Source organism: Aeromonas rivipollensis, from assembly GCF_010974825.1.
In the GTDB taxonomy this organism is placed as follows: Bacteria; Pseudomonadota; Gammaproteobacteria; order Enterobacterales; family Aeromonadaceae; genus Aeromonas; species Aeromonas rivipollensis.
Map to the genome: position 1 here is coordinate 190,781 of NZ_JAAILA010000026.1, position 21,281 is coordinate 212,061.

At 61.1% G+C, this 21,281-nt stretch carries 20 protein-coding genes; 16 read left to right on the top strand and 4 right to left on the bottom strand.

The window, feature by feature from the left end; all coding sequences use genetic code 11:
• Positions 1–13: 13 nt before the first annotated feature.
• The 3 genes from G4923_RS15935 to barA form a co-directional block, all read right to left on the bottom strand.
• A complete protein-coding gene (locus G4923_RS15935; protein WP_163137653.1) occupies positions 14–928 on the bottom strand; it encodes an N-acetylmuramoyl-L-alanine amidase in 915 nt (304 codons plus the stop codon).
• Positions 929–969: 41 nt separating this feature from the next.
• The gene (locus G4923_RS15940) at positions 970–1,455 is read right to left on the bottom strand and encodes a YehS family protein (RefSeq protein WP_025328253.1); all 486 of its coding nucleotides are present in this window, start codon (positions 1,453–1,455) and stop codon (positions 970–972) included.
• A gap of 63 nt (positions 1,456–1,518) precedes the next feature.
• Positions 1,519–4,239 (bottom strand): two-component sensor histidine kinase BarA, encoded by a 2,721-nt coding sequence (barA, locus tag G4923_RS15945; protein WP_139745767.1) that lies wholly within the window; start codon positions 4,237–4,239, stop codon positions 1,519–1,521.
• 272 nt (positions 4,240–4,511) lie between these two features.
• Here barA and rlmD point away from each other — a divergent pair, with 272 nt between their 5' ends.
• The 14 genes from rlmD to rpoS all read left to right on the top strand — a co-directional run bounded on the left by rlmD (position 4,512) and on the right by rpoS (position 19,305).
• Positions 4,512–5,834, top strand: coding sequence for a 23S rRNA (uracil(1939)-C(5))-methyltransferase RlmD (gene rlmD, locus G4923_RS15950; protein WP_163137654.1), 1,323 nt, complete (start codon positions 4,512–4,514; stop codon positions 5,832–5,834).
• Between the two features lie 252 nt (positions 5,835–6,086).
• Positions 6,087–8,297 (top strand): GTP diphosphokinase, encoded by a 2,211-nt coding sequence (gene relA / locus G4923_RS15955; RefSeq protein WP_025328250.1) that lies wholly within the window; start codon positions 6,087–6,089, stop codon positions 8,295–8,297.
• Positions 8,298–8,371: 74 nt separating this feature from the next.
• Positions 8,372–9,169 carry a nucleoside triphosphate pyrophosphohydrolase gene (gene mazG / locus G4923_RS15960; RefSeq protein WP_163137655.1) on the top strand — a complete coding sequence of 266 codons (798 nt, stop codon included), beginning with the start codon at positions 8,372–8,374 and terminating at the stop codon, positions 9,167–9,169.
• 141 nt (positions 9,170–9,310) lie between these two features.
• On the top strand, positions 9,311–10,948 hold the full coding sequence (pyrG, locus tag G4923_RS15965; RefSeq protein ID WP_106885832.1) for a glutamine hydrolyzing CTP synthase: 1,638 nt from the start codon (positions 9,311–9,313) through the stop codon (positions 10,946–10,948).
• An 89-nt stretch (positions 10,949–11,037) separates the two neighbouring features.
• Positions 11,038–12,336 (top strand): phosphopyruvate hydratase, encoded by a 1,299-nt coding sequence (gene eno, locus G4923_RS15970; protein ID WP_025328247.1) that lies wholly within the window; start codon positions 11,038–11,040, stop codon positions 12,334–12,336.
• A gap of 288 nt (positions 12,337–12,624) precedes the next feature.
• Positions 12,625–12,942 (top strand): cell division protein FtsB, encoded by a 318-nt coding sequence (gene ftsB, locus G4923_RS15975; RefSeq protein WP_106885834.1) that lies wholly within the window; start codon positions 12,625–12,627, stop codon positions 12,940–12,942.
• Positions 12,935–13,645: a 2-C-methyl-D-erythritol 4-phosphate cytidylyltransferase gene (gene ispD / locus G4923_RS15980; protein WP_163137656.1), complete on the top strand. Its 711-nt coding sequence runs from the start codon at positions 12,935–12,937 to the stop codon at positions 13,643–13,645. The genes ftsB and ispD overlap by 8 nt, the downstream gene beginning before the upstream one ends.
• Positions 13,646–13,724: 79 nt before the next feature.
• Positions 13,725–14,201, top strand: coding sequence for a 2-C-methyl-D-erythritol 2,4-cyclodiphosphate synthase (gene ispF, locus G4923_RS15985; protein ID WP_025328244.1), 477 nt, complete (start codon positions 13,725–13,727; stop codon positions 14,199–14,201).
• Positions 14,201–15,259 carry a tRNA pseudouridine(13) synthase TruD gene (truD, locus tag G4923_RS15990; RefSeq protein ID WP_163137687.1) on the top strand — a complete coding sequence of 353 codons (1,059 nt, stop codon included), beginning with the start codon at positions 14,201–14,203 and terminating at the stop codon, positions 15,257–15,259. Before ispF ends, truD begins: the two co-directional genes overlap by 1 nt.
• Positions 15,240–16,001 (top strand): 5'/3'-nucleotidase SurE, encoded by a 762-nt coding sequence (gene surE / locus G4923_RS15995; RefSeq protein WP_163137657.1) that lies wholly within the window; start codon positions 15,240–15,242, stop codon positions 15,999–16,001. Before truD ends, surE begins: the two co-directional genes overlap by 20 nt.
• A 4-nt stretch (positions 16,002–16,005) precedes the next feature.
• Positions 16,006–16,623 (top strand): protein-L-isoaspartate(D-aspartate) O-methyltransferase, encoded by a 618-nt coding sequence (locus G4923_RS16000; protein ID WP_005332743.1) that lies wholly within the window; start codon positions 16,006–16,008, stop codon positions 16,621–16,623.
• Positions 16,620–17,201, top strand: coding sequence for a YqaA family protein (locus G4923_RS16005; RefSeq protein ID WP_025328241.1), 582 nt, complete (start codon positions 16,620–16,622; stop codon positions 17,199–17,201). The genes G4923_RS16000 and G4923_RS16005 overlap by 4 nt, the downstream gene beginning before the upstream one ends.
• A 9-nt stretch (positions 17,202–17,210) precedes the next feature.
• Positions 17,211–18,275, top strand: a complete 1,065-nt coding sequence (locus G4923_RS16010; RefSeq protein WP_139745772.1) for a LysM peptidoglycan-binding domain-containing protein — start codon at positions 17,211–17,213, stop codon at positions 18,273–18,275.
• Positions 18,276–18,321: 46 nt separating this feature from the next.
• Positions 18,322–19,305: an RNA polymerase sigma factor RpoS gene (rpoS, locus tag G4923_RS16015; RefSeq protein WP_043131996.1), complete on the top strand. Its 984-nt coding sequence runs from the start codon at positions 18,322–18,324 to the stop codon at positions 19,303–19,305.
• A gap of 88 nt (positions 19,306–19,393) precedes the next feature.
• Here the strand turns inward: rpoS and tsaD are convergent, their stop codons facing one another.
• Positions 19,394–20,407 (bottom strand): tRNA (adenosine(37)-N6)-threonylcarbamoyltransferase complex transferase subunit TsaD, encoded by a 1,014-nt coding sequence (gene tsaD, locus G4923_RS16020; RefSeq protein WP_043131995.1) that lies wholly within the window; start codon positions 20,405–20,407, stop codon positions 19,394–19,396.
• 179 nt (positions 20,408–20,586) lie between these two features.
• Between tsaD and rpsU the strand changes: the two genes are divergently transcribed.
• Positions 20,587–20,802 (top strand): 30S ribosomal protein S21, encoded by a 216-nt coding sequence (gene rpsU / locus G4923_RS16025; RefSeq protein ID WP_005309452.1) that lies wholly within the window; start codon positions 20,587–20,589, stop codon positions 20,800–20,802.
• Between the two features lie 14 nt (positions 20,803–20,816).
• Positions 20,817–21,260: a GatB/YqeY domain-containing protein gene (locus tag G4923_RS16030; RefSeq protein ID WP_042653031.1), complete on the top strand. Its 444-nt coding sequence runs from the start codon at positions 20,817–20,819 to the stop codon at positions 21,258–21,260.
• Positions 21,261–21,281: the final 21 nt, after the last annotated feature.

The window sequence follows — 21,281 nt, forward strand, 5'->3', positions numbered from 1 at the left end:
TTTTCGGGGGGGCTCAGCCCGGCTCGGGGAAATAGCGCTCCAGCAGGGCCATAAGGATGGCCTGGCACTCGGCATCCGGCTCCCCGGTGATCAAGGCTGGGCGGAAATGGAGCTGGAAGGCGCGCAGGACGGCGCGGCTCTGCTCATCCCAGGCGCCGCTTGGCGCTACCCCATAGCCGTAGCGGGCGAGCTGTTGCTGCCATTGCTGCGCATCCCAGAGGGGGAGTGGCGCCTGGCGCAGTTCGGCCACTCTGGCCTCGTCTGGCCAGGCGCCGACGCCATGGTGGAGGGCCAGCTCGCGCCAGGGGAAGTGGGGGCCGGGATCCTGCTTGCGTTCGGGGGCTATGTCGCTGTGGGCCAGCACCTGGGTGGGGGGGATCTGGTAGCGATCGACCAGCTCCCGGGCCAGAGCGCCGAGAGCGGCGATCTGGGCCCGGGTATAGGGTTGCCAGCGCCTCAGGTGGGCAGGCAGGGATTCGTCTTCCGTGGGATAACCCAGATTGACTATCTCAATGCCCAGCGAGCTGGCATTGAGCCCGGCATACTGATGCCAGCGGCTGCGACCGGCGTGCCAGGCGCGTTGGCTGTCGGGCACCAGCTGGTAAACGGGGAGCGGGCGTTGCTCGGTGTCGCGGGGGATCAGGTAGTGGGCACTTACTTTGTAATCTGATGCGGTCAGCAGGCGCAGGGAACGGGCGTCGTCCTCGTCGGTGTAGTGGAGGATCAGAAAAGCGATGCGCTCATTCTGGTTGGCACTGACATGACGGGTGGAGAGCTGATAAGGCGCCGGTTGGCAGGCGCCGAGCCCCAGCAGCAGGCAGAGTGACAGCAGTATGGTGCGGCATCTCTCTGGCCAGGGGGAAACAAGGGATGGCCAGCGCGGCCTGCCGCCCAGGCGGAATGACGGGGGGCAGGTGCGCTGGCCCATGGCTCAGGCGCGCTGTCTGAGGGTGACGCGCGCGCGCGGGCTCATGGCTCTGACCTGTACTTGGCGGTGAGGCCGATGAGGAAGTTGCGCAGGATCTGATCCCCGCAATCTTGGTAGTGCTTGTGATCCTTGGCGCGGAACAGGGCGCTCAGCTCGGACTTGGAGAGGTTGAAGTTGGCGAGCTTGAGGGTGCCCAGCATGTCTTCTTCCTTGTAGTCGAGGCCGATGCGCAGCTTGCGCAGGATCAGGTTGTTGTTGATCCGGTTCGGGATCACCTGGGGCGGGGCATTTTCCCGCACACCGCGACGCACGGCGATGAAGCCGTCGAGGAACTGGCTCAGGGCCGAGTCCGGGCAGGCGGCATAGCCTGCTTCCTGCTCTTCCCCTTCCGCTGCCTCTTTCAGCAACCAGCTGTGGAGCTGGGCGTGATCGACAGTCAGGTTGCCCTTGGCAAACATCTCGACCATCTGATCGTTGCTGATGGTGAGGGCGTAGCGCAGGCGGCGCAGAATATCGTTGTTGGTCATGTTGACTCCTGTGGAAACGGCGCGATTTTACCATCTGCGGGCCCCGCAGTCAGAAAAAGCGCCTCACTCGGCCAGGGAGAGGTAGCGAGGGGCCTCCCGCCGCACCTGCTCCAGGGCATCTTGCAGCTCCAGCAGCTCGGGTTCGAGCTCGCTGACCGGTACGCCGTCGCGCAACTGCTGCTCGAGCTGGGAGAGCAGGCGTTGCAGGCCGGGCACCCCCGAGTAGGCGCAGCCGCCGTTGAGGCGATGGAGCTGGGCCAGCACCTCGGCATCCTCCACTCCGCCCGCCAGCGCCTCGTCCAGCATGGGTTCCACCTCGTCGAAACTGGCCAGCAGCATGGTCAGCATCTCCTTGGCGAGTTCCGGCTTGCCCGCCGCCTGGCGCACCGCCAGGGTCCAGTCTATCTGCTGATCCCCCTGGTTCTGGTGGCGTCTGTGGGCGAAGTCGGTGATGAGCTGCGCCAGCATGCCCTCGTCGATGGGCTTGGCCAGGTAGTCGTCCATGCCCTGGCGGATCAGCCGCTCCCGCTCGCCCGGGATGGCATGGGCGGTGACCGCGACTATGGGGGTCTCGGTGTTGAGGGAGTGATGGCGGATCGCCTGGGTGGCGCTGATGCCATCCATGACGGGCATCTGTATATCCATGAAGATGATGTCGAACGGCTGGCTCTGGGCCAGGTTGACAGCCTCCTTGCCGTTCTTGCACACCACCACCTCGGTCACCATCTCCTTGAGCATGGCGGCGATGAGCTTGAGGTTGGCGGCGTTGTCATCCACCGCCAGCACCTTGACGGCCTGTACCCGGTGGGGTATCGGCGCGGGCAGCGGCGTACGCCTGGCCGCCTCGGGGGAGAGCAGGGCGTGCAGCAGCTTGCGGTGGTTGATGGGCTTGGAGAGGCAGTGGGCGGCGCCATGGGCCAGCATGGCGTCATAGAGCGCTGGCTCGTGGCTGCTGAGCAGCACTATGGTGTTCTGTTGCCCGCTGAGGCCATCGAGGCGGGTGATCACCTGCTGCGGGGTGTGCAGTGTGCTGCTGCCGATGATCACCATGTCCTGGCTGCCCATCTCAGGCCAGTCGTCGGTCATGGTCAGGGACTGCACGTCCAGCTGCCATTCGGCCAGCAGGGCGAGCAGGGAGGCGTGAGTGAAGGGATCCGGCTCCAGCAGCCAGACCCGTTTACCCAGGATGCGATCCAGCGGCAGCCGCTCGGTCTGGGGCAGGGGAGAGACATCCAGCTCCAGGTTGAAGGAGAAGACGGAGCCCTTGCCAAGTTCGGATTCGAAGCGGATCTGGCCTCCCATCTGCTGCACCAGTTTCTGGGTGATGACGAGGCCAAGCCCGGTGCCGCCATAGCGGCGGGAGATGGAGGAGTCGGCCTGATTGAAGGCCTGGAACAGCTGGCGTTGCTGCTCCTCCGAGATGCCGATGCCGGTATCCCGGATGAGGACCCGCAGGCGTACCTTGCTGCCGTTGGGGGCCCCGGTCTGCTCGACGCGCACATCGACGTTGCCCCGTTCGGTGAACTTGATGGCGTTGCCGGCGAGGTTGGTCAGCACCTGTTGCAGGCGCATGGGGTCGCCGGTGAGGTAGTCCGGCACGGCGGCGTCTACCTGCAAGGAGAGCTCGAGTTGCTTGTCGTGGGCACTCGGCCCCAGCAGGTGCATGGTTTCGTTGAGGGTGTCCCGCAGGCTGAACGGTATATGCTCGAGCTGCAGCTTGCCCGCCTCCAGCTTGGAGAAGTCGAGGATGTCGTTGATGATGCCAAGCAGGTTGCGCGCCGACTTCTCTATGGTCTGCATGTAGTCGGTCTGGCTCGGGGTCAGGCTGGTCTTGAGCAGCTGGCGGGTGAAGCCGATGACGCCGTTGAGCGGGGTGCGCAACTCGTGGGACATGTTGGCCAGAAACTCGGATTTGACCCGTGCCGCCTCTTGCGCCCGTTTCTTCGCCATGTCGAGCTCGACGTTCTGGATCTCTATTTGTTCAAGCGTCTCTCGCAGATCCGAGGTCGCCTGATCGATGTTCTGCTGCATCTCCTCATGGTATTCGGAGAGCGCCTTGGCCATGGCGTTGATGCCGTTCTTCAGCATGTCCAGCTCGCCGGTGAGCTGGCCGCTGACCCGGGTATCGAGGCGCCCCTCCCGGATTCGGTGCACCGCCTGCACCATATCGGTGATGGGCTGGGTCACGCTCTTGACCAGGCGGAAGCCAAACAGGGTACTGATGGCGAGGCCGATGAGCACTATGATGACCGCGAAGAAGGCGTCGCGATACTGCAGGACTATGGCCCTGTCGGTGGCGAGCTGCATGGAGATGTAGCCGATGACCGGCGGCTCCAGATCGCTCGGCAAGGGGAAGCCGTCCAGGCTGGTTTCGGCCTGGATGGGGGTGCGCAATATGATGTCATCGCCGTTGAAGGTGACGCTGGTCAGCGCCGGGATGGCGCTGCCGTCCGGCAGGCGCAGCTGGCTGAAGTCCCTGTGGTAGTTGGAGGTGACGAACAGCTGGTTGTCCTGGGTGAAGACGGCGATGGACTTGATGAAGGGGGAGTTCTTGCGATGGGTCAGCCCTATCAGCCGCTTGAGGGATTCGCGACTGTGCTGGGTCATGCCGTATTCACTGGCGATGGCCAGGGGCTCTATGATGTTGATGCCCTGATCGATCAGGTTGTTTTCCAGCTGATGGTAGCGGTGGAAGGTGAAGTAACCGGCGATCAGGCCGCCGATGATCAGGGTTGGCAATATGGTAAATGCCAGTACACGGGCTCTGAGGCCGTACTTGGTCATGCTGATAAACCGCCGGCAAACATGATGAAGACCATAGCCCCGGGGGCCTGTGGGCGCAGGGGGAGGGCTGGCAATACAGTCGATGTCACCGTAAGGGCGCTCAGGCCGTATCCTGTCATATCAATGGGCCACTTATGGTCAGATTGGGCAATGGGGCAGAGGCCGCAGCTCGGGCCCTCAGGCCGCATTTGGTCATACTATTATTCTTGTGGGACAATGGCCTGCTGCAGATTCCACAATCATGACATAGCCACCTATAGGCACCAAGTTTTATGGCCCAGTTTTTCAAGCCCCAAAAGAAATCCACCCAGCCCCAACGTATTGAATTTACGATAGACAGTCTGGACCACCACTGTGTCGGTGTCGGCCGTCATCAGGGCAAGGCCATCTTCGTCGAAGGGGCACTCCCCGGTGAGCTGATCAAGGCTCGCATCCTCGATGACAAGAAGCACTATGCCCACGCCGCCCTGCAACAGATAGTGACCCCGGCGGCCAATCGCATCGATCCCTTCTGCCCCCATTATCGCGAGTGCGGCGGTTGCAGTGCCCAGCACCTCGGCGAAGCGGATCAGCAGGCGGTCAAGGAGGCCGGGCTGGTCAGCCTGTTCGAGCGCCTTGGCAACATCAAGGCGCCGGCGCTCGAGCCCGTGCTCAAGGGGGAGTCCCGCGCCTACCGCCGGGTCTGCCGTCTCGCCATCAAGTTTGACAAGAACGGTCGCTGCACCCGGGTGGGCTTCCGTCGCCGTCAATCCAATGACCTGGTGGAGGTGGCGGGCTGCCCCGTGCTGGCCGATCCCCTCTCTGCTCTCATCATCCCCCTGCGCGAGTGCCTCAATCGCTTGAAGAGCCAGCGCGAGCTGGGGCATGCGGAGCTCATCCAGGCCGAACAGGGCATCATGATGTTGCTGCGCCACACTGGTCGCCCCAACGAGGCGGATCGCGCCCTGCTGGTGGCGTTTGCCGAGGCCCAGGGGATAGACCTCTACCTTCAGGCGGCGGATGAGCGCATCGAACCCCTGCGCCAACAATTTCAGCCGAGCTACACCCTCGATGGCCTGTCTCTTGCATTCGCCCCTGGCGACTTCATTCAGGTCAATGGCCCCATCAACCAGAGCATGGTGACCCAGGCGCTGGCATGGCTGGGAGCGACCAAGGATGACAAGGTGCTGGATCTGTTCTGCGGCATCGGCAACTTCACCCTGCCGCTGGCCCGTCAGGCCCGTGAAGTGGTGGGGGTCGAGGGGGAGCTCGCCATGGTGGCCCGTGCCGAGGAGAATGCCAGGCGCAACGGCATCGACAACGCCCGTTTCTACAAGGCGGATTTGAGCGGCGACATAGTCGGCATGTCCTGGGCGCGGGAAGGCTTCGATCTGGTGTTGCTGGATCCGGCCCGGCCAGGGGCGCTGGAAGTCATGAGCCACGTGGCGGCACTTTCGCCCAAGCGGGTGGTCTATGTTTCCTGTAACCCTGTCACCCTGGCCCGGGACAGCCAGGTGCTGGTGAAGGGGGGTTATCGACTGGCCCGTCTGGGGATGCTGGACATGTTCCCCCACACCGGCCACCTGGAGTCCATGGCGCTGTTTGAACGGGATTGAGCAGGCTGTTTTCAGATTGCCGGGGCTGCGTTTTGTCGGCCTTCCGATGCCGGTAGCGCTGTTTGAGCAGGGGTGATTAGGGTAATCTAGATCTGCAAAAATGGACCTGATGTGCGAGAGAAACCTGTTGCCGGGATCGGCAACATGCCTTGAAAACTCTTTCGCGCATCCCCATTTGAGGCAGTCATCAGCTGATGAGGGGATGGCAGAAAGCATCGGCTTTCCGGCCCCACAATTTTAAGGATTGATACCATGGTTGCGGTGCGCGAAATTCATTTGAAAGACAATTTCACTCTGGAGGAGTGGGTCAGCTCCCTCTCCTTAAGTGAAAGTGACAAGAATCAACTGCGAACCGTCTACCAGTATTGTCTGACGCTTGGCGACGAGGCGCTCACCAGCCGCCTGCTGGTGCGTGGGGTCGAGATGGTGGGCATATTGCTGATGCTCAGCATGGATCTCGCCACCCTCAAGTCGGCCATTCTCTATCCCTTCGTCGAAGCCGGTCTCATCAAGCAGGAGAAGGTGAACGAGGACTTCGGCCCCAAGATCGCCAAGCTGGTGGAAGGGGTGCTGGAGATGGAGGCCATCCGCTCCCTGCAGACCCTGCACCGCAGCGAGACCTCGCCGGAGCAGGTGGACAACGTGCGCCGCATGTTGCTCGCCATGGTGGAGGATGTGCGCGCCGTCGTCATCAAGCTGGCGGAGCGGATCGCCTGCCTGCGGGAGGCCAAGCTGGCGGATGAGGAGACCCGGGTGCTGATGGCCCAGGAGATCACCAACATCTATGCGCCCCTTGCCAACCGCCTCGGCATAGGTCAGCTCAAGTGGGAGCTCGAAGATCTCGCCTTCCGTTACCTGCACCCGGATACCTACAAGCAGATCGCCAAGCAGCTCGACGAGAAACGACTCGATCGGGAGCGCTACATCCGCGAGTTCGTGCAGTCCCTGCGCGATGCGCTGGCGGAGGCCGGGGTCGAGGCCGAAGTCTATGGCCGCCCGAAACACATCTACAGCATCTGGCGCAAGATGCAGAAGAAGCACCTCGAATTCAACGAGCTGTTCGACGTGCGCGCGGTGCGGGTGATCACCAAGCGGCTGCAGGATTGCTATGCGGCACTTGGCATAGTTCACACCCATTTCCACCATATTCCCCGCGAGTTTGACGACTATGTCGCCAACCCCAAGCCCAACGGCTACCAGTCCATCCACACAGTGGTGGTGGGGGAGGAGGGGAAGACGGTGGAGATCCAGATCCGCACCGAGCAGATGCATCAGGATGCCGAACTCGGCGTCGCGGCCCACTGGCGCTACAAGGAAGGGGCCCAGGCCGCCGCCAAGACCAGTACCTTCGAAGACAAGATCGAGTGGCTACGCAAGCTCCTCGCCTGGCAGGAGGATCTCTCCGAGAGCGGCTCTTTGCTGGACGACCTGCGCAGTCAGGTGTTCGAGGACAGAGTCTATGTGTTCACCCCCAAGGGGGACGTCATCGACCTGCCGGCGGGGGCCACTCCGCTCGATTTCGCCTATCACGTGCACAGCATGATTGGCCACCGCTGCATCGGGACCAAGGTGGATGGCCGCATAGTGCCCTTCACCTATACCCTGCAGACCGGCGATCAGGTGGAGGTGATCACCCAGAAGGAACCGAACCCGAGCCGTGACTGGATGAACCCCAATGCGGGCTTCCTGCGCTCCAGCCGGGCGCGGGCCAAGGTGGCGACCTGGTTCAGAAAGCTGGATCGGGACAAGAACATTGCCGCCGGCAAGGAGCTGCTGGAGAAGGAGCTGGACAGGCACAACCTGACGCTCTCCAAGGTGGACAAGGTGGTGCTGGAACGCTTCCATGCGGAGGAGCTGGAGGATCTGCTGGCCGGGATCGGCAGCGGCGACATCCGCATCAACCAGCTGCTCAACTACCTCGACACCCGTTACAACAAGCCGACGGCGGAGGAAGAAGACCGCCGCCTGCTGGAGAAGCTGGAGCAGAAGGCCAATGCGCCCTTCCGCCCCAAGGCCAAGGATCACATCGTAGTGGAAGGGGTCGGCAATCTGATGACCCACATTGCCCGCTGCTGTCAGCCCATCCCGGGGGACTCCATCCAGGGCTTCATCACCATGGGCCGTGGCGTCTCCATTCACCGGGAAGATTGCGAACAGCTGAAAGAGCTGTCACGTCGCAACCCGGAGCGACTGATCGATGCGGTCTGGGGGGAGAACTACTCCGGCGGCTATGGTCTCACCATTCGCATCCTCTCCAACGACAGATCCGGCCTGCTGCGGGACATCACCACTGTGCTGGCCAACGAGAAGATCAACGTCATGGGGGTGCGTTCACGCTCCAACGTGCGCGAGCAGACCGCCGAGATCGACATGGAACTGGAGATCTACAACATCAACGCCTTCAACCGGGCCTTGGCCAAGCTCAGCCAGCTCAACGACGTGATCAGCGCCAAGCGCCTGTGATACCCCATAAAAAGTGACCGGCCCCCGTGGCCGGTCCTGTTTTAACCCTTTGAACGAAGTGAAGCGACCCTCTCATGTTCCAACGTTACGACCTGCCTCAATTGCTCGACATCATGGCTCAACTGCGTAATCCGCAAGGGGGTTGCCCCTGGGATCTCAAGCAGAGCTTCCAGACCATAGTGCCCCACACCCTGGAGGAGGCCTATGAGGTCGCCGATGCCATCGAGACCCAGGATTGGGACGGATTGAAGGGTGAACTGGGCGATCTGCTGTTCCAGGTGGTCTTCTACGCCCAGCTTGGCAAGGAGCAGGGACTGTTCGATTTTGCCGATATCGTCGATGCGGTGAGCGAGAAGCTCATTCGCCGCCATCCTCATGTGTTCTCCGATGCGGACCTCGGTGACGAGCAGGCGGTCAAGGTGAACTGGGAGGCGGAGAAGGCCAAGGAGCGTGCCGCCCTCGACAAGGAGAGCGTGCTGGACGACATCCCCCTCTCGCTGCCGGCCCTGACCCGGGCCGCCAAGATCCAGAAGCGCTGCGCCACCGTCGGCTTCGACTGGAAGACGCTCGGCCCCGTGGTGGACAAGATCCACGAGGAGATCGAGGAGGTGATGGAAGAGGCGCTGATGGTCGACGTGGACGAGGCGCGGGTGAGCGACGAGCTCGGCGATCTGCTGTTTGCCACCGTCAACCTGGTGCGCCATCTGGGCAAGGATCCTGAGCAGGTGCTGCGGGGCGCCAACGCCAAGTTCGAACGCCGTTTTCGTCAGGTTGAGCAGTTTATTGCAGCGGAAGGGCTGAAAATGACCGATTGCACCCTGGAGAAGCTGGATGCAGCCTGGGGTCGGGCCAAGGAAACCGAGCAAAGTTGATTTGGCGCAAGACGAGGGAGCGGCGAGCCTGATAGATTTTTGTTCATTGTTTGGGAGAGGGGGTTTTGGTATACTGTTTCCCCGTCCTGCTTCATCCCCGAAGCACCCCTTAAAATTCCCTAAACTTCTTTCAGGTTCAGCATGACGACAAAATATATTTTTGTAACTGGTGGCGTTGTTTCATCCCTCGGCAAAGGCATTGCCGCAGCTTCTCTGGCAGCCATTCTGGAAGCCCGTGGTCTGGATGTGACCATCATGAAACTGGACCCCTATATCAACGTGGATCCGGGCACCATGAGCCCGACCCAGCACGGTGAAGTGTTCGTAACCGAGGACGGGGCCGAGACCGATCTGGATCTGGGCCATTACGAGCGTTTCATCCGCACCAAGATGACCCGTCGCAACAACTTCACCACCGGCCGCATCTATGCCGACGTGCTGCGCAAAGAGCGTCGTGGTGACTATCTGGGTGCCACCATCCAGGTCATCCCGCACATCACCAACGCCATCAAGGAGCGGGTGATTGCCGGCGCCGAAGGCCACCAGGTGGCCATAGTCGAAGTGGGCGGTACAGTGGGCGATATCGAGTCCCTTCCGTTCCTCGAAGCCATTCGTCAGCTGGCTGCCGAAGTGAGCCGCGACAATGCCATGTTCATGCACCTGACCCTGGTTCCTTACCTGGCCGCTGCCGGTGAAGTGAAGACCAAGCCGACCCAGCACTCCGTCAAAGAGCTGCTCTCCATCGGGATCCAGCCAGATGTGCTGATCTGCCGCTCCGATCGCGCCATTCCGGCCAACGAGCGTGCCAAGATCGCCCTGTTCTGCAACGTGCCAGAGCGCGCCGTCATCTCCATGAAGGACGTCGACTCCATCTACAAGATCCCGGCGCTGCTGAAGTCCCAAAATCTGGATGACTACTTCATCGCCCGTTTCGGCCTGGAGTGCAAAGAAGCTGACTTGTCCGAGTGGGAACAGGTGGTCTATGAAGAGGCCAACCCGACCGCAGAAGTGACCATCGGCATGGTCGGCAAGTATGTTTCTCTGCCGGATGCCTACAAGTCCGTCAATGAGGCGCTCAAGCACGGTGGCCTGAAGACTCGTCTCTCCGTCAACATCAAGTTCATCGACTCCCAGGACATCGAGACCCGTGGCTCCGAGCTGCTGGAAGGTCTGGACGCCATCCTGGTGCCGGGTGGCTTCGGTGAGCGTGGCGTGGAAGGGAAGATCCTGGCCGCCCAGTATGCCCGTGAGAACAAGATCCCTTACCTGGGTATCTGTCTGGGGATGCAGGTCGCCATGATCGAGTTCGCTCGCAACGTGGCTGGCATGACAGGGGCTCACTCCTCCGAATTCAAGAAAGATTGCGCCTACCCGGTCGTTGGCCTCATCACCGAATGGGTGGATGAAGAAGGCAACGTCGAGACCCGCACCGAGAAATCCGATCTGGGTGGCACCATGCGTCTGGGTTCCCAGCTCTGCCACCTGGTAGAAGGCTCCAAGGTGCGCCAGATGTATGGCACCCCGACTATTTACGAGCGTCACCGTCACCGTTATGAGGTGAACAACAAGCTGCTGCCGCAGATCGAAGCGGCAGGCTTGAAGGTGACCGGTCTCTCCGCCGACAAGAAGCTGGTGGAAATTATCGAGATTCCGGATCACCCTTGGTTCGTGGCGGCGCAGTTCCACCCGGAGTTCACCTCGACTCCCCGTGATGGCCACGCCCTGTTCGCCGGTTTTGTGAAGGCGGCAGGCGAGTATCAGAAGCGTAATTTGAAGTAATTGAAAATAAATGCGGTTGGGGCTCTGTGCCGCAGCCGCTTTTTTTGGCATATTTTTGTTGTTTTTTTACGAAACCTGAGGAAATACACATGTCCAAGATCGTTAAAGTGATCGGTCGTGAAATCATCGACTCCCGTGGTAACCCGACCGTTGAGGCCGAAGTTCACCTGGAAGGTGGTTTTGTTGGTATGGCAGCCGCTCCGTCTGGCGCGTCCACCGGTTCCCGCGAAGCGCTGGAACTGCGTGACGGCGACAAGAGCCGTTTCCTGGGTAAAGGCGTGCTGAAAGCCATCGAAGCCGTCAACGGCCCGATCGCTCAGGCTCTGCTGGGTAAAGATGCCAAGGACCAGGCCGCTATTGACCAGATCATGATCGACCTCGACGGTACCGAGAACAAATCCAAGTTCGGCGCCAACGCCATCCTGGCCGTTTCCCTGGCTAACGCCAAAGCCGCTGCTGCCGCCAAGGGCCTGCCGCTGTACGCCCACATCGCCGAGCTGAACGGCACCCCGGGTGTCTACTCCATGCCGCTGCCCATGATGAACATCATCAACGGTGGTGAGCACGCCGACAACAACGTCGACATCCAGGAGTTCATGATCCAGCCGGTTGGCGCCAAGACCCTGAAAGAAGCCATCCGCATGGGTGCCGAGGTCTTCCACAACCTGGCCAAGGTACTGAAGTCCAAGGGCTACGCCACTGCAGTGGGCGACGAAGGCGGTTTCGCACCTAACCTGAAGTCCAACGCCGAAGCGCTGGAAGTGATCGCAGAAGCCGTTGCCGCTGCCGGTTACAAGCTGGGCACCGACATCACCCTGGCCATGGACTGCGCTGCTTCCGAGTTCTACGACGCAGAGAAGAAAGAGTACAACCTGAAGGGCGAAGGTCGTATCTTCACCTCCAACGAGTTCTCCGACTACCTGGCCGACCTGACCACCAAGTTCCCGATCGTCTCCATCGAAGATGGCCTGGACGAATCTGACTGGGAAGGCTTCGCCTACCAGACTGCTGAACTGGGCAAGAAAATCCAGATCGTGGGTGACGACCTGTTCGTAACCAACACCAAGATCCTGAAGCGCGGCATCGACAACGGCATCGCCAACTCCATCCTGATCAAGTTCAACCAGATCGGTTCCCTGACCGAAACTCTGGCTGCCATCAAGATGGCCAAGGACGCTGGCTACACCGCCGTCATCTCCCACCGCTCCGGTGAGACCGAAGACGCGACCATCGCCGACCTGGCCGTGGGTACCGCTGCTGGCCAGATCAAGACCGGTTCCATGAGCCGTTCTGACCGTGTTGCCAAGTACAACCAGCTGATCCGTATCGAAGAAGCCCTGGGTGCCAAGGCTCCGTTCCGCGGCCTGAAAGAAGTAAAAGGCCAGTAATTACTGCCTGCAATTCTTGAGCTGTTGAAAAGCCCCGCCACGCTGGCGGGGCTTTTTTATATCCGTCGCCCCCCAATTGTCAGGCCAGCCCCTGATCGGCGGCGGTTTTCGTGTGGTTGCCGCCAACCTGGCGCCAAGGCCGTCCCTCCTGGGGATAGCGCGCGTTTTTGACTCTCGTCTGCGGGGCCCCGCCATCTTTTTTATTCCCCCGGCCCGTCTGGCACACCGGCTTTCTTTTGTCTTGCCTGCGAATATGGGAAACTAGGCCGCTTGAAGGAGACTCAGTGCATGCGGCTACTCACTCTTATCCTGCTCCTCCTCTTGGGAGGGCTGCAATATGACTTCTGGCTGGGGAAAAACGGCCTATCCGATTATCGGGAGCTCTCCAATGCAATCGAGCGGCAACAGCAGGACAATCTGGTTCTCAAGGACCGCAACAACCTGATTTACCGGGAGATCGACGATCTCACCTCGGGCCTTGAGGCCATCGAGGAGCTGTCGCGCAACGATCTTGGCTACATCAAGCAGGGCGAGACCTTCTACCGGATCATTCCCAAAGACAAAGACCAAGTAACGGAGCCGGACGGCGTCCCCTACGATGACTGATTGCCACAGCGGGCTGACCGCCATAGTTCCGGCCGCCGGTATCGGCAGCCGCATGGGGGCCGACTGCCCCAAGCAGTACCTGGCACTGGCAGGGAAGACCATCCTGGAGCATACGCTCGGCTGCTTATTGTCCCATCCGGCCATAGCTCGGGTGATAGTGGCGCTGGCGCCGCACGATGGGTGGTTCGAACAACTGGCCGTGGCGGCCGACCCGCGCATTCTGCGGGTCGAGGGAGGAGTCGAGCGCGCCTATTCGGTGCTCAACGCCCTGCATGTGGCGGAAGGGAAGTGGGTGCTGGTGCACGATGCCGCCCGTCCCTGCCTCTGTCACGGCGATCTCGACAAGCTGATCACGACAGCCATGGCGTGCGATGGGGCCATCCTCGGCAGCCGGGTGCGGGACACCATGAAACGCACCGACGGGGCAGGCAACATAGTGGCCACCGTCGAGCGCGAACAGCTCTGGCATGCCCTGACGCCGCAGATGTTCCCCACCGGCACCCTGAAACGGGCGCTGGAGGAGGGGCTGGCACTGGGGGCCCTCATCACAGACGAAGCCTCCGCCATGGAGCGCGCCGGTTTTACCGTGAAGATGGTGGAGGGGCGTGCCGACAACATCAAGGTGACCCGACCGGAAGATCTCTCCCTGGCCGAGCTCTTTTTACAACAACAGAGTGCGCGCCAGCAGGCGCGACCCGATTGACCCGCAGAGGGGCCCGCATGATCCGCATTGGACATGGTTTTGACGAGACAGATTTCTGTGTATTGAGGGGGGATCAGGCATGATGCGAATTGGACATGGTTTTGACGTGCACAAGTTTGGCGGGGTTGGCCCCTGCATGCTGGGTGGCGTCCCGGTACCCTATGAGCAGGGCCTGCTGGCCCATTCCGATGGTGACGTCGTGCTGCATGCGGTGAGCGATGCCCTGCTGGGGGCCATAGGCGCCGGCGACATAGGTCGCCACTTCCCCGATACCGCAGCGCAATTCAAGGGGATCGACAGCCGCATCCTGCTGCGGGACGTCTTTGCCCGGGTACAGCAGGCGGGCTACGCCATCGGCAACCTGGATGTGACCATCATCGCCCAGGCCCCCAAGATGGCGCCCCATATCGCGGCCATGTGCGCCGTGCTGGCAGCCGATCTGCAATGTGATTTGAACCGGGTGAATGTCAAGGCGACCACCACAGAACAACTCGGGTTTACGGGGCGCAAGGAAGGGATCGCCACCGAAGCCGTCGTCTTACTGGTGAAACAATGATGCTGGAACAGCTGAGCTATCTGCACGGGGCGCCTGTCGCCCGCGGCATCCTCAAGGCCGAGGCTGCAGACTTCGTGGTGAATGAAGATCTCGGCTTCGAACCTTGCGGGGAAGGGGAGCACATCTTCGTGCGGGTGCGCAAAACCGGCGAGAACACCGCCTGGGTGGCGGGCCTGCTGGCCGATGCGGCCGGGGTCAATCGCAATGCGGTGACCTGGGCGGGCTTGAAGGATCGCCACGCGGTGACCGAGCAGTGGTTCGGCATTCACCTGCCGGGCAAGGGCGAACCGGATCTCTCTGTCATTCAGAGCGACAGCATCCAGATCCTGCAGGCCAAACGCCACAACAAGAAGTTGCGGGTTGGCTACCTCAAGGGCAACCACTTCACCCTGCGCCTCACCGGTCTGGAGCAGGCAGGCGATCTTGAAGCCCGGCTGCAGGCCATCGCCACTCAGGGCGTACCCAACTACTACGGCGAGCAGCGCTTCGGCCGGGATGGCAACAACCTGGACGCGGCCAAGGCGATGTTTGCCGGCAAGCGGATCAAGGATCGCAACAAGCGCTCCCTTTATCTCTCCGCCGCCCGCAGCATGCTGTTCAATGCCATCGTCAGCGCCCGCATCGAGCAGGGGCTGGCACACCAGCTGCTGGCCGGTGACTGCGTGATGCTGAGGGGCAGCCACTCCATCTTCAGTGAAGAGGTGCTGACCCCGGAGCTGGAGGCGCGCCTCGCCTCCGGCGACGTGCAGCTCACCGCCCCCCAGTGGGGCCGTGGCCGGCTGGCGAGCCAGGGTGCCGCCGCCGAGTTTGAACTGGCGGTGCTGGCTCCTTACGCCGAATGGTGTGACGGGCTGGAGAAGGCCGGACTGGATCAGGACAGGCGTCCGCTGCTGCTCAAGCCGGAGCAGATGAGCTGGCAGCAGGATGGCGAGGTGCTGACCCTCTCCTTCTTCCTGCCGGCCGGTGCCTTTGCCACCAGCGTGGTGCGCGAGTTAATGCAGGCCGAAGAGGCCGATCACGGTTTCAGGAACCCAACCGATGCGAATTCTGGTCAGTAATGACGATGGAGTACATGCCGAGGGCATTCGTGCCCTCAGCGAGGCGCTGACTGCCTGCGGCGAAGTCATTGTGGTAGCGCCGGATCGCAACCGCAGCGGCGCGAGTCACTCCCTGACGCTGGAAGTGCCGCTGCGGGTTACGCGCCTTGGCGAAACCGGCTTTAATGGCAGCGAGAGCTATGCGGTGAAGGGCACCCCGACCGACTGCGTGCACCTGGCGGTCAACGAGCTGGTGCGCCCGGAGCCGGACATGGTGGTGGCCGGGATCAACCACGGCGCCAACCTGGGGGATGATGTCATCTACTCTGGCACTGTCGCGGCGGCCACCGAGGGGCGCCACCTCGGCTTCCCCTCCATCGCCATCTCCCTGGTAGGCAAGACCCACTTCGCCACGGCGGCCCACCATGCGGTCCTGCTGGTGAAGGGGTTGATGAAACATCCCCTGCCAGCCGATCAGATCCTCAACGTCAATGTGCCGGACCTCCCCCTCGAGCAGATCAAGGGGATCAGGGTGACCCGCCTTGGCAACCGCCATCCCGCCGAGTCGGTGATCCGCAGCGAGGATCCCCGTGGTCAGCCCATCTACTGGATAGGCCCCCCCGGCAGCCAGCAGGATGCGGGAGACGGCACGGATTTCGCCGCCATCGAGCAGGGTTATGTCTCCATCACCCCGTTGACCATCGACATGACTGCCTATGACAGTCTGGCGAGTCTGGCTGCCTGGCTGGATCTGCAGGGATGACGTTGTGATAGTACAGCGCCTGTTGAATCAACTGATTGCCCAGGACATTCGTGATTTCCGCGTGCTCGCGGCGATTGCGAAAGTGCCGCGCCAGCTGTTTGTGGATGAAGCCATGGCTCACAAGGCCTGGGACAATACGGCCCTGCCCATCGGCCACGGTCAGACCATCTCCCAGCCCTACATAGTGGCGCGGATGACAGAGCTGCTGATCCAGAACGATCCGGCCCATGTGCTGGAGATCGGTACTGGATCCGGCTATCAGACCGCAGTGCTGGCCCATCTGGTGGAGCATGTCTACACGGTGGAGCGGATCAAGTCGCTGCAGTTCCAGGCACGGCGCCGACTGCGCCAGCTCGACCTGCACAATGTCTCGGCCAAGCACGGCAACGGCTGGCTGGGCTGGCCCAACAAGGGACCGTTCGATGCCATTCTGGTGACGGCGGCGGCGAGCGAGGTACCCAAGGCCCTGACCGATCAGCTGGCCGAAGGCGGGCGTCTGGTGCTGCCGGTGGGGGATAGTCAGCAAACTTTGCAGCTAATCGAGCGATCCGGCTCCCAGCTGACCAGCCGGATCCTGGAGCCGGTGCGTTTTGTCCCCCTGATTGACGGAGATGTGGAGTGAAGCTGTTTTCCCGTTTGTATGTACTGGTGATGCAGTGGGCCCGCCACAAGCACGCCCCCTGGTATCTCTCCATCACCGCCTTTATCGAGTCGGTGTTCTGGCCGATCCCGGTGGACGTGATGCTGGCCCCCATGGCGCTCGCCAAGCCGCACAAGGCGTGGCACTACGCCGGGTTGGCAACCTTCTTCTCTGTGCTGGGGGCGCTGTTTGGTTATGCCCTGGGCTATGCCCTGTGGGAGCCCGTGGTCCAGCCGCTGGTGGTCTCTGTCGGCTATGAAGACAAGATTGCGCTGGCCGAGCAGTGGTTCACGCAGTGGGGGATCTGGGTGATTTTTATTGCCAGTTTCACGCCGATCCCCTACAAGGTGTTTACCGTCACGGCGGGCTTGCTTCATATGGCGCTACTGCCATTTATCGTGACCTCCCTCATCGGTCGTGGCATGCGCTTTTTCCTGGTCGCGGGCCTGATGCGGTGGGGGGGTGAGAAGATGGAGCGCAAGCTGATGCACTATGTGGATGTGCTCGGCTGGCTCTGTATTGGTTTGGCCATTGCGGCCTATTTCTGGTTTAGTCGTTAAGGATCCACTATGCGTTCGCGTGTTTGGCAAGGAAGCAGTGTCGTCGTGTTGTCATGGCTACTGCTTGCCTGCTCTTCCAGCAAGACTGCTGCCCCGGTACAGAGTCTGGGCAATGACCCAATTGCCTCGACCATCCCGACTCGTCAAAACATGGCCAATTCGGGCATGCAGGGTGGCAGTTACACAGTGGTGAAGGGGGATACCCTGTACTCCATCGCATTCCGTTCTGGCATGGATGTCGCATCCCTGGTCAGCCTCAACGGGATCAGCCCTCCCTACAACATCTATCCGGGCCAGCAGCTCAGGCTGGATGGATCTTCCGGCGCCGTGGTCAGCACCGGCATGGCGATGAGCCGCCCTGCCACAAGCGGCAACGGCACCTATGAGGTGCGTCGTGGGGATACCCTGAGCAGCATAGGTCGCCAGTTCAATGTCTCCAATCAGACTCTGGCACAGCGCAACAACCTGCAGGCCCCCTATTCGCTCCATGTTGGCCAGGTGCTCAACGTGGGGGCGAGTGCGGCGGCAGGCGGCCAGATGGTGGCGGCGACCACACCGTCGGTGACCAGCTCCGGGCCCAAACCCATGGCGACGGCACCGGCAGGTACGACCACCCCGTTTATTGCTCAGAAAACGATTGCTCCTGCACCGTCAACAGCATACGCTCAGGCGAAAGAACAAAAAAACGTCAGTTCCCAGTCAACTCTCTCCTGGCATTGGCCAGCTAAGGGACGGATAGTCGAAGGCTTCTCCGTTGCGGAACAGGGCAACAAGGGCATCGACATCTCCGGCCAGAAGGGCCAACCCGTTTACGCCGCCAGCGGCGGCAAAGTGGTCTACGCGGGCAGTGCACTCAGGGGTTACGGCAAGCTGATTATTCTCAAGCACAACGATGACTACCTCTCTGCTTACGCCCACAACGACGAGTTGAGGGTCAGGGAGGGAGACTCCGTCAAAGGCGGAGCCGTCATCGCCAACATGGGTAGCACGGATGCGCCGGATGTGCGCCTGCACTTTGAAATCCGGTACAAAGGCAAGTCAATCAACCCGATGGGCTATTTGCCAAAGCGTTAACCCAGAGAGCTAGGTCTTACTCTGGTTCAGGTCAGGGAGACATATCATGAGCCAAGAACAACTGGTAATGCAGGATGCAGAGTTAGAGTTCGACGAAGAGCTGGAGGCCCAGGAGGAAGAAGAGGTTCAGGAGGTTGCCGCCGAGGCTGAGGAGACTATCTCCGATGAGCTCATGGTGCCGGAACTGAACAAGGTGATGGACGCCACCCAGCTCTATCTGGGGGAGATCGGCTTCTCCCCCCTGCTCACGGCCGAAGAGGAAGTCTACTACGCCCGTCGTGCCCTGCGCGGTGACAAAGCCGCGCGCAAGCGCATGATCGAATCCAACCTGCGCCTGGTGGTCAAGATTGCCCGGCGCTACAACAACCGCGGCCTGGTGCTGCTGGATCTCATCGAAGAGGGGAACCTCGGTCTCATCCGGGCGGTCGAGAAGTTCGACCCCGAACGGGGTTTCCGTTTCTCTACCTATGCCACCTGGTGGATCCGTCAGACCATAGAGCGGGCCATCATGAACCAGACCCGCACCATACGGCTGCCGATCCATGTGGTGAAGGAGCTGAACGTCTACCTGCGCACCGCGCGTGAACTCTCCCACCGCCTAGACCATGAACCCACCGCCGAAGACATCGCCTTCGCGCTGGATCGTTCGGTCGACGATGTGAACCGCATGCTCAAGCTCAACGAAAAGATCACCTCGGTGGATACCCCCATCGGCGGCGATCGCGACAAGGCCCTGCTCGACGTCCTGTCCGATGAGCGCGGCATGGGACCCGAGCTGGAATCCCAGGAGGACGACATGCGCAGCAGCATAGTTCACTGGCTGGAAGAGCTGAATCCCAAGCAGCGTGAGGTGCTGGCGCGCCGCTTCGGCCTGCTCGGTTACGAGCCGGCCACCCTGGAAGATGTAGGGGCCGAGATTGGTCTGACCCGGGAGCGGGTGCGCCAGATCCAGGTCGAAGGGCTGCGCCGCCTGCGGGAGATACTGCTGGGGCAGGGGCTCTCCATCGAGGCCCTGTTTAGAACCAATTAATCGTTAACCAACGGACGGCTGTTATGCCGACGACAGACACAACAAAGGGGCCAGAGGCCCCTTTTTCATTGCGAGAGGATCCTTGGGATCACACGGGATCCAGGGTATCCAGCGGCCAGCGCGGCACCGCCTTGACGACCAGCGGCTCGAACACACCCGCTTTCAGGCGCTGCATGCCGGCATAGGCGATCATGGCGCCGTTGTCGGTGCAATACTCGGTGCGCGGATAGAACACCTCGCCTTTGAGGCTTTCCATCAGCTCGGCCAGCTGGGCGCGCAGATGACGGTTGGCGCTGACGCCACCGGCCACCACCAGACGCTTGAGGCCTGTCTCCTTCAAGGCGCGGCGGCACTTGATGGCCAGGGTATCGACCACAGCATCCTCAAACGCCCGCGCGATATCGGCACGGGTCTGCTCATCATCGCCGTTGGCGGCTATGGTGTTGGCGGCAAAGGTCTTGAGGCCGGAGAAGCTCATGTCGAGCCCGGGTCTGTCCGTCATGGGGCGGGGGAAGGTGAAGCGTCCCGTGGTGCCTTTCTCGGCAAGGCGGGAGAGCAGGGGGCCGCCCGGGTAGTCCAGTCCCATCAGCTTGGCGGTCTTGTCGAAGGCCTCGCCGGCGGCATCGTCGATGGATTCCCCCAGCAGTTGATAGCTGCCGATGCCGTCGACCCGCACCAGCATGGAGTGACCGCCGGAGACCAGCAGCGCCACGAAGGGGAATTCGGGGGCCCGCTCCTCCAGCATGGGAGCCAGCAGGTGGCCCTCCATATGGTGCACCGCCACGGCGGGTTTACCCCAGGCCATGGCGAGGGAGCGGCCTATGGTCGCCCCCACCAGGATGGCACCAACCAGACCCGGTCCCGCAGTGTAGGCGATGCCGTCGATGTCATCTTTACCCAGTCCCGCCTCTTGCAATGCGGCCTGGATCAAGGGGATCGTCTTGCGGACGTGATCCCGGCTGGCGAGCTCGGGGACGACGCCACCGTAGTCCGCATGCAGCTTGACCTGGCTGTATAACTGATGGGAAAGGATCCCTTTTTGATCGTCGAAGATCGCGATCCCGGTTTCGTCACAGGATGTCTCTATGCCCAATACACGCATTGCTAAAAAATTTCACTGCTAAAATGAGACGGCTATGGTAACCTTCGCGGGTTTTTTAAACCAGAGCGATCTCTGCGGGTTTACTTTCATTCCCTGTCCAGAGTATAATTTCGCACCATTTTAAGACATGCTGATCGACTGATGGTCAGCTAACAATATATCACTGAGGTGAAAGGCACATGCCAGTAATCAAAGTCCGTGAAAATGAGCCGTTTGACGTTGCTCTGCGTCGCTTCAAGCGTTCTTGCGAAAAGGCCGGTATCCTGTCTGAAGTTCGTAGCCGTGAGTTCTACGAGAAGCCGACTACCATCCGTAAGCGCGCCAAAGCGTCTGCCGTTAAGCGTCACGCCAAGAAGCTGTCCCGCGAAAACGCACGTCGTATCCGCCTGTACTAATCGGGGGTAATGCCGTGTCTCTGAAAGATCAACTCAAGGATCAACAAAAACTCGCCATGCTTGCCAGAGATAAGGCTCGCCTGGGGACGATCCGTTTGTTGATGGCAGAAATCAAGCAGCGTGAAGTTGATACCCGTATCGAGCTCAATGATGAGGATATCCTCGCTGTCGTGACCAAGATGGTCAAACAGCGCCGCGATTCCATCAGCCAATTTGAAGCTGCCGGTCGTCAGGATCTTGCCGACAAAGAGTCCGCAGAGATCTTGGTGCTGCAGGAATTCCTGCCGCAACAGCTGACCGCAGACGAAATTGCCGCACTGATCGAGCAAGCCATCACTGAAAGTGGTGCTGCCGTCATGGCTGATATGGGCAAGGTCATGGCTGTCTTGAAGCCGAAGATTCAGGGGCGTGCCGATGTCGGCGCCGTCAGTGCTCAGGTGAAAACCCGCTTGGCGTAACAGGCATTTCTCTTGTTAGTC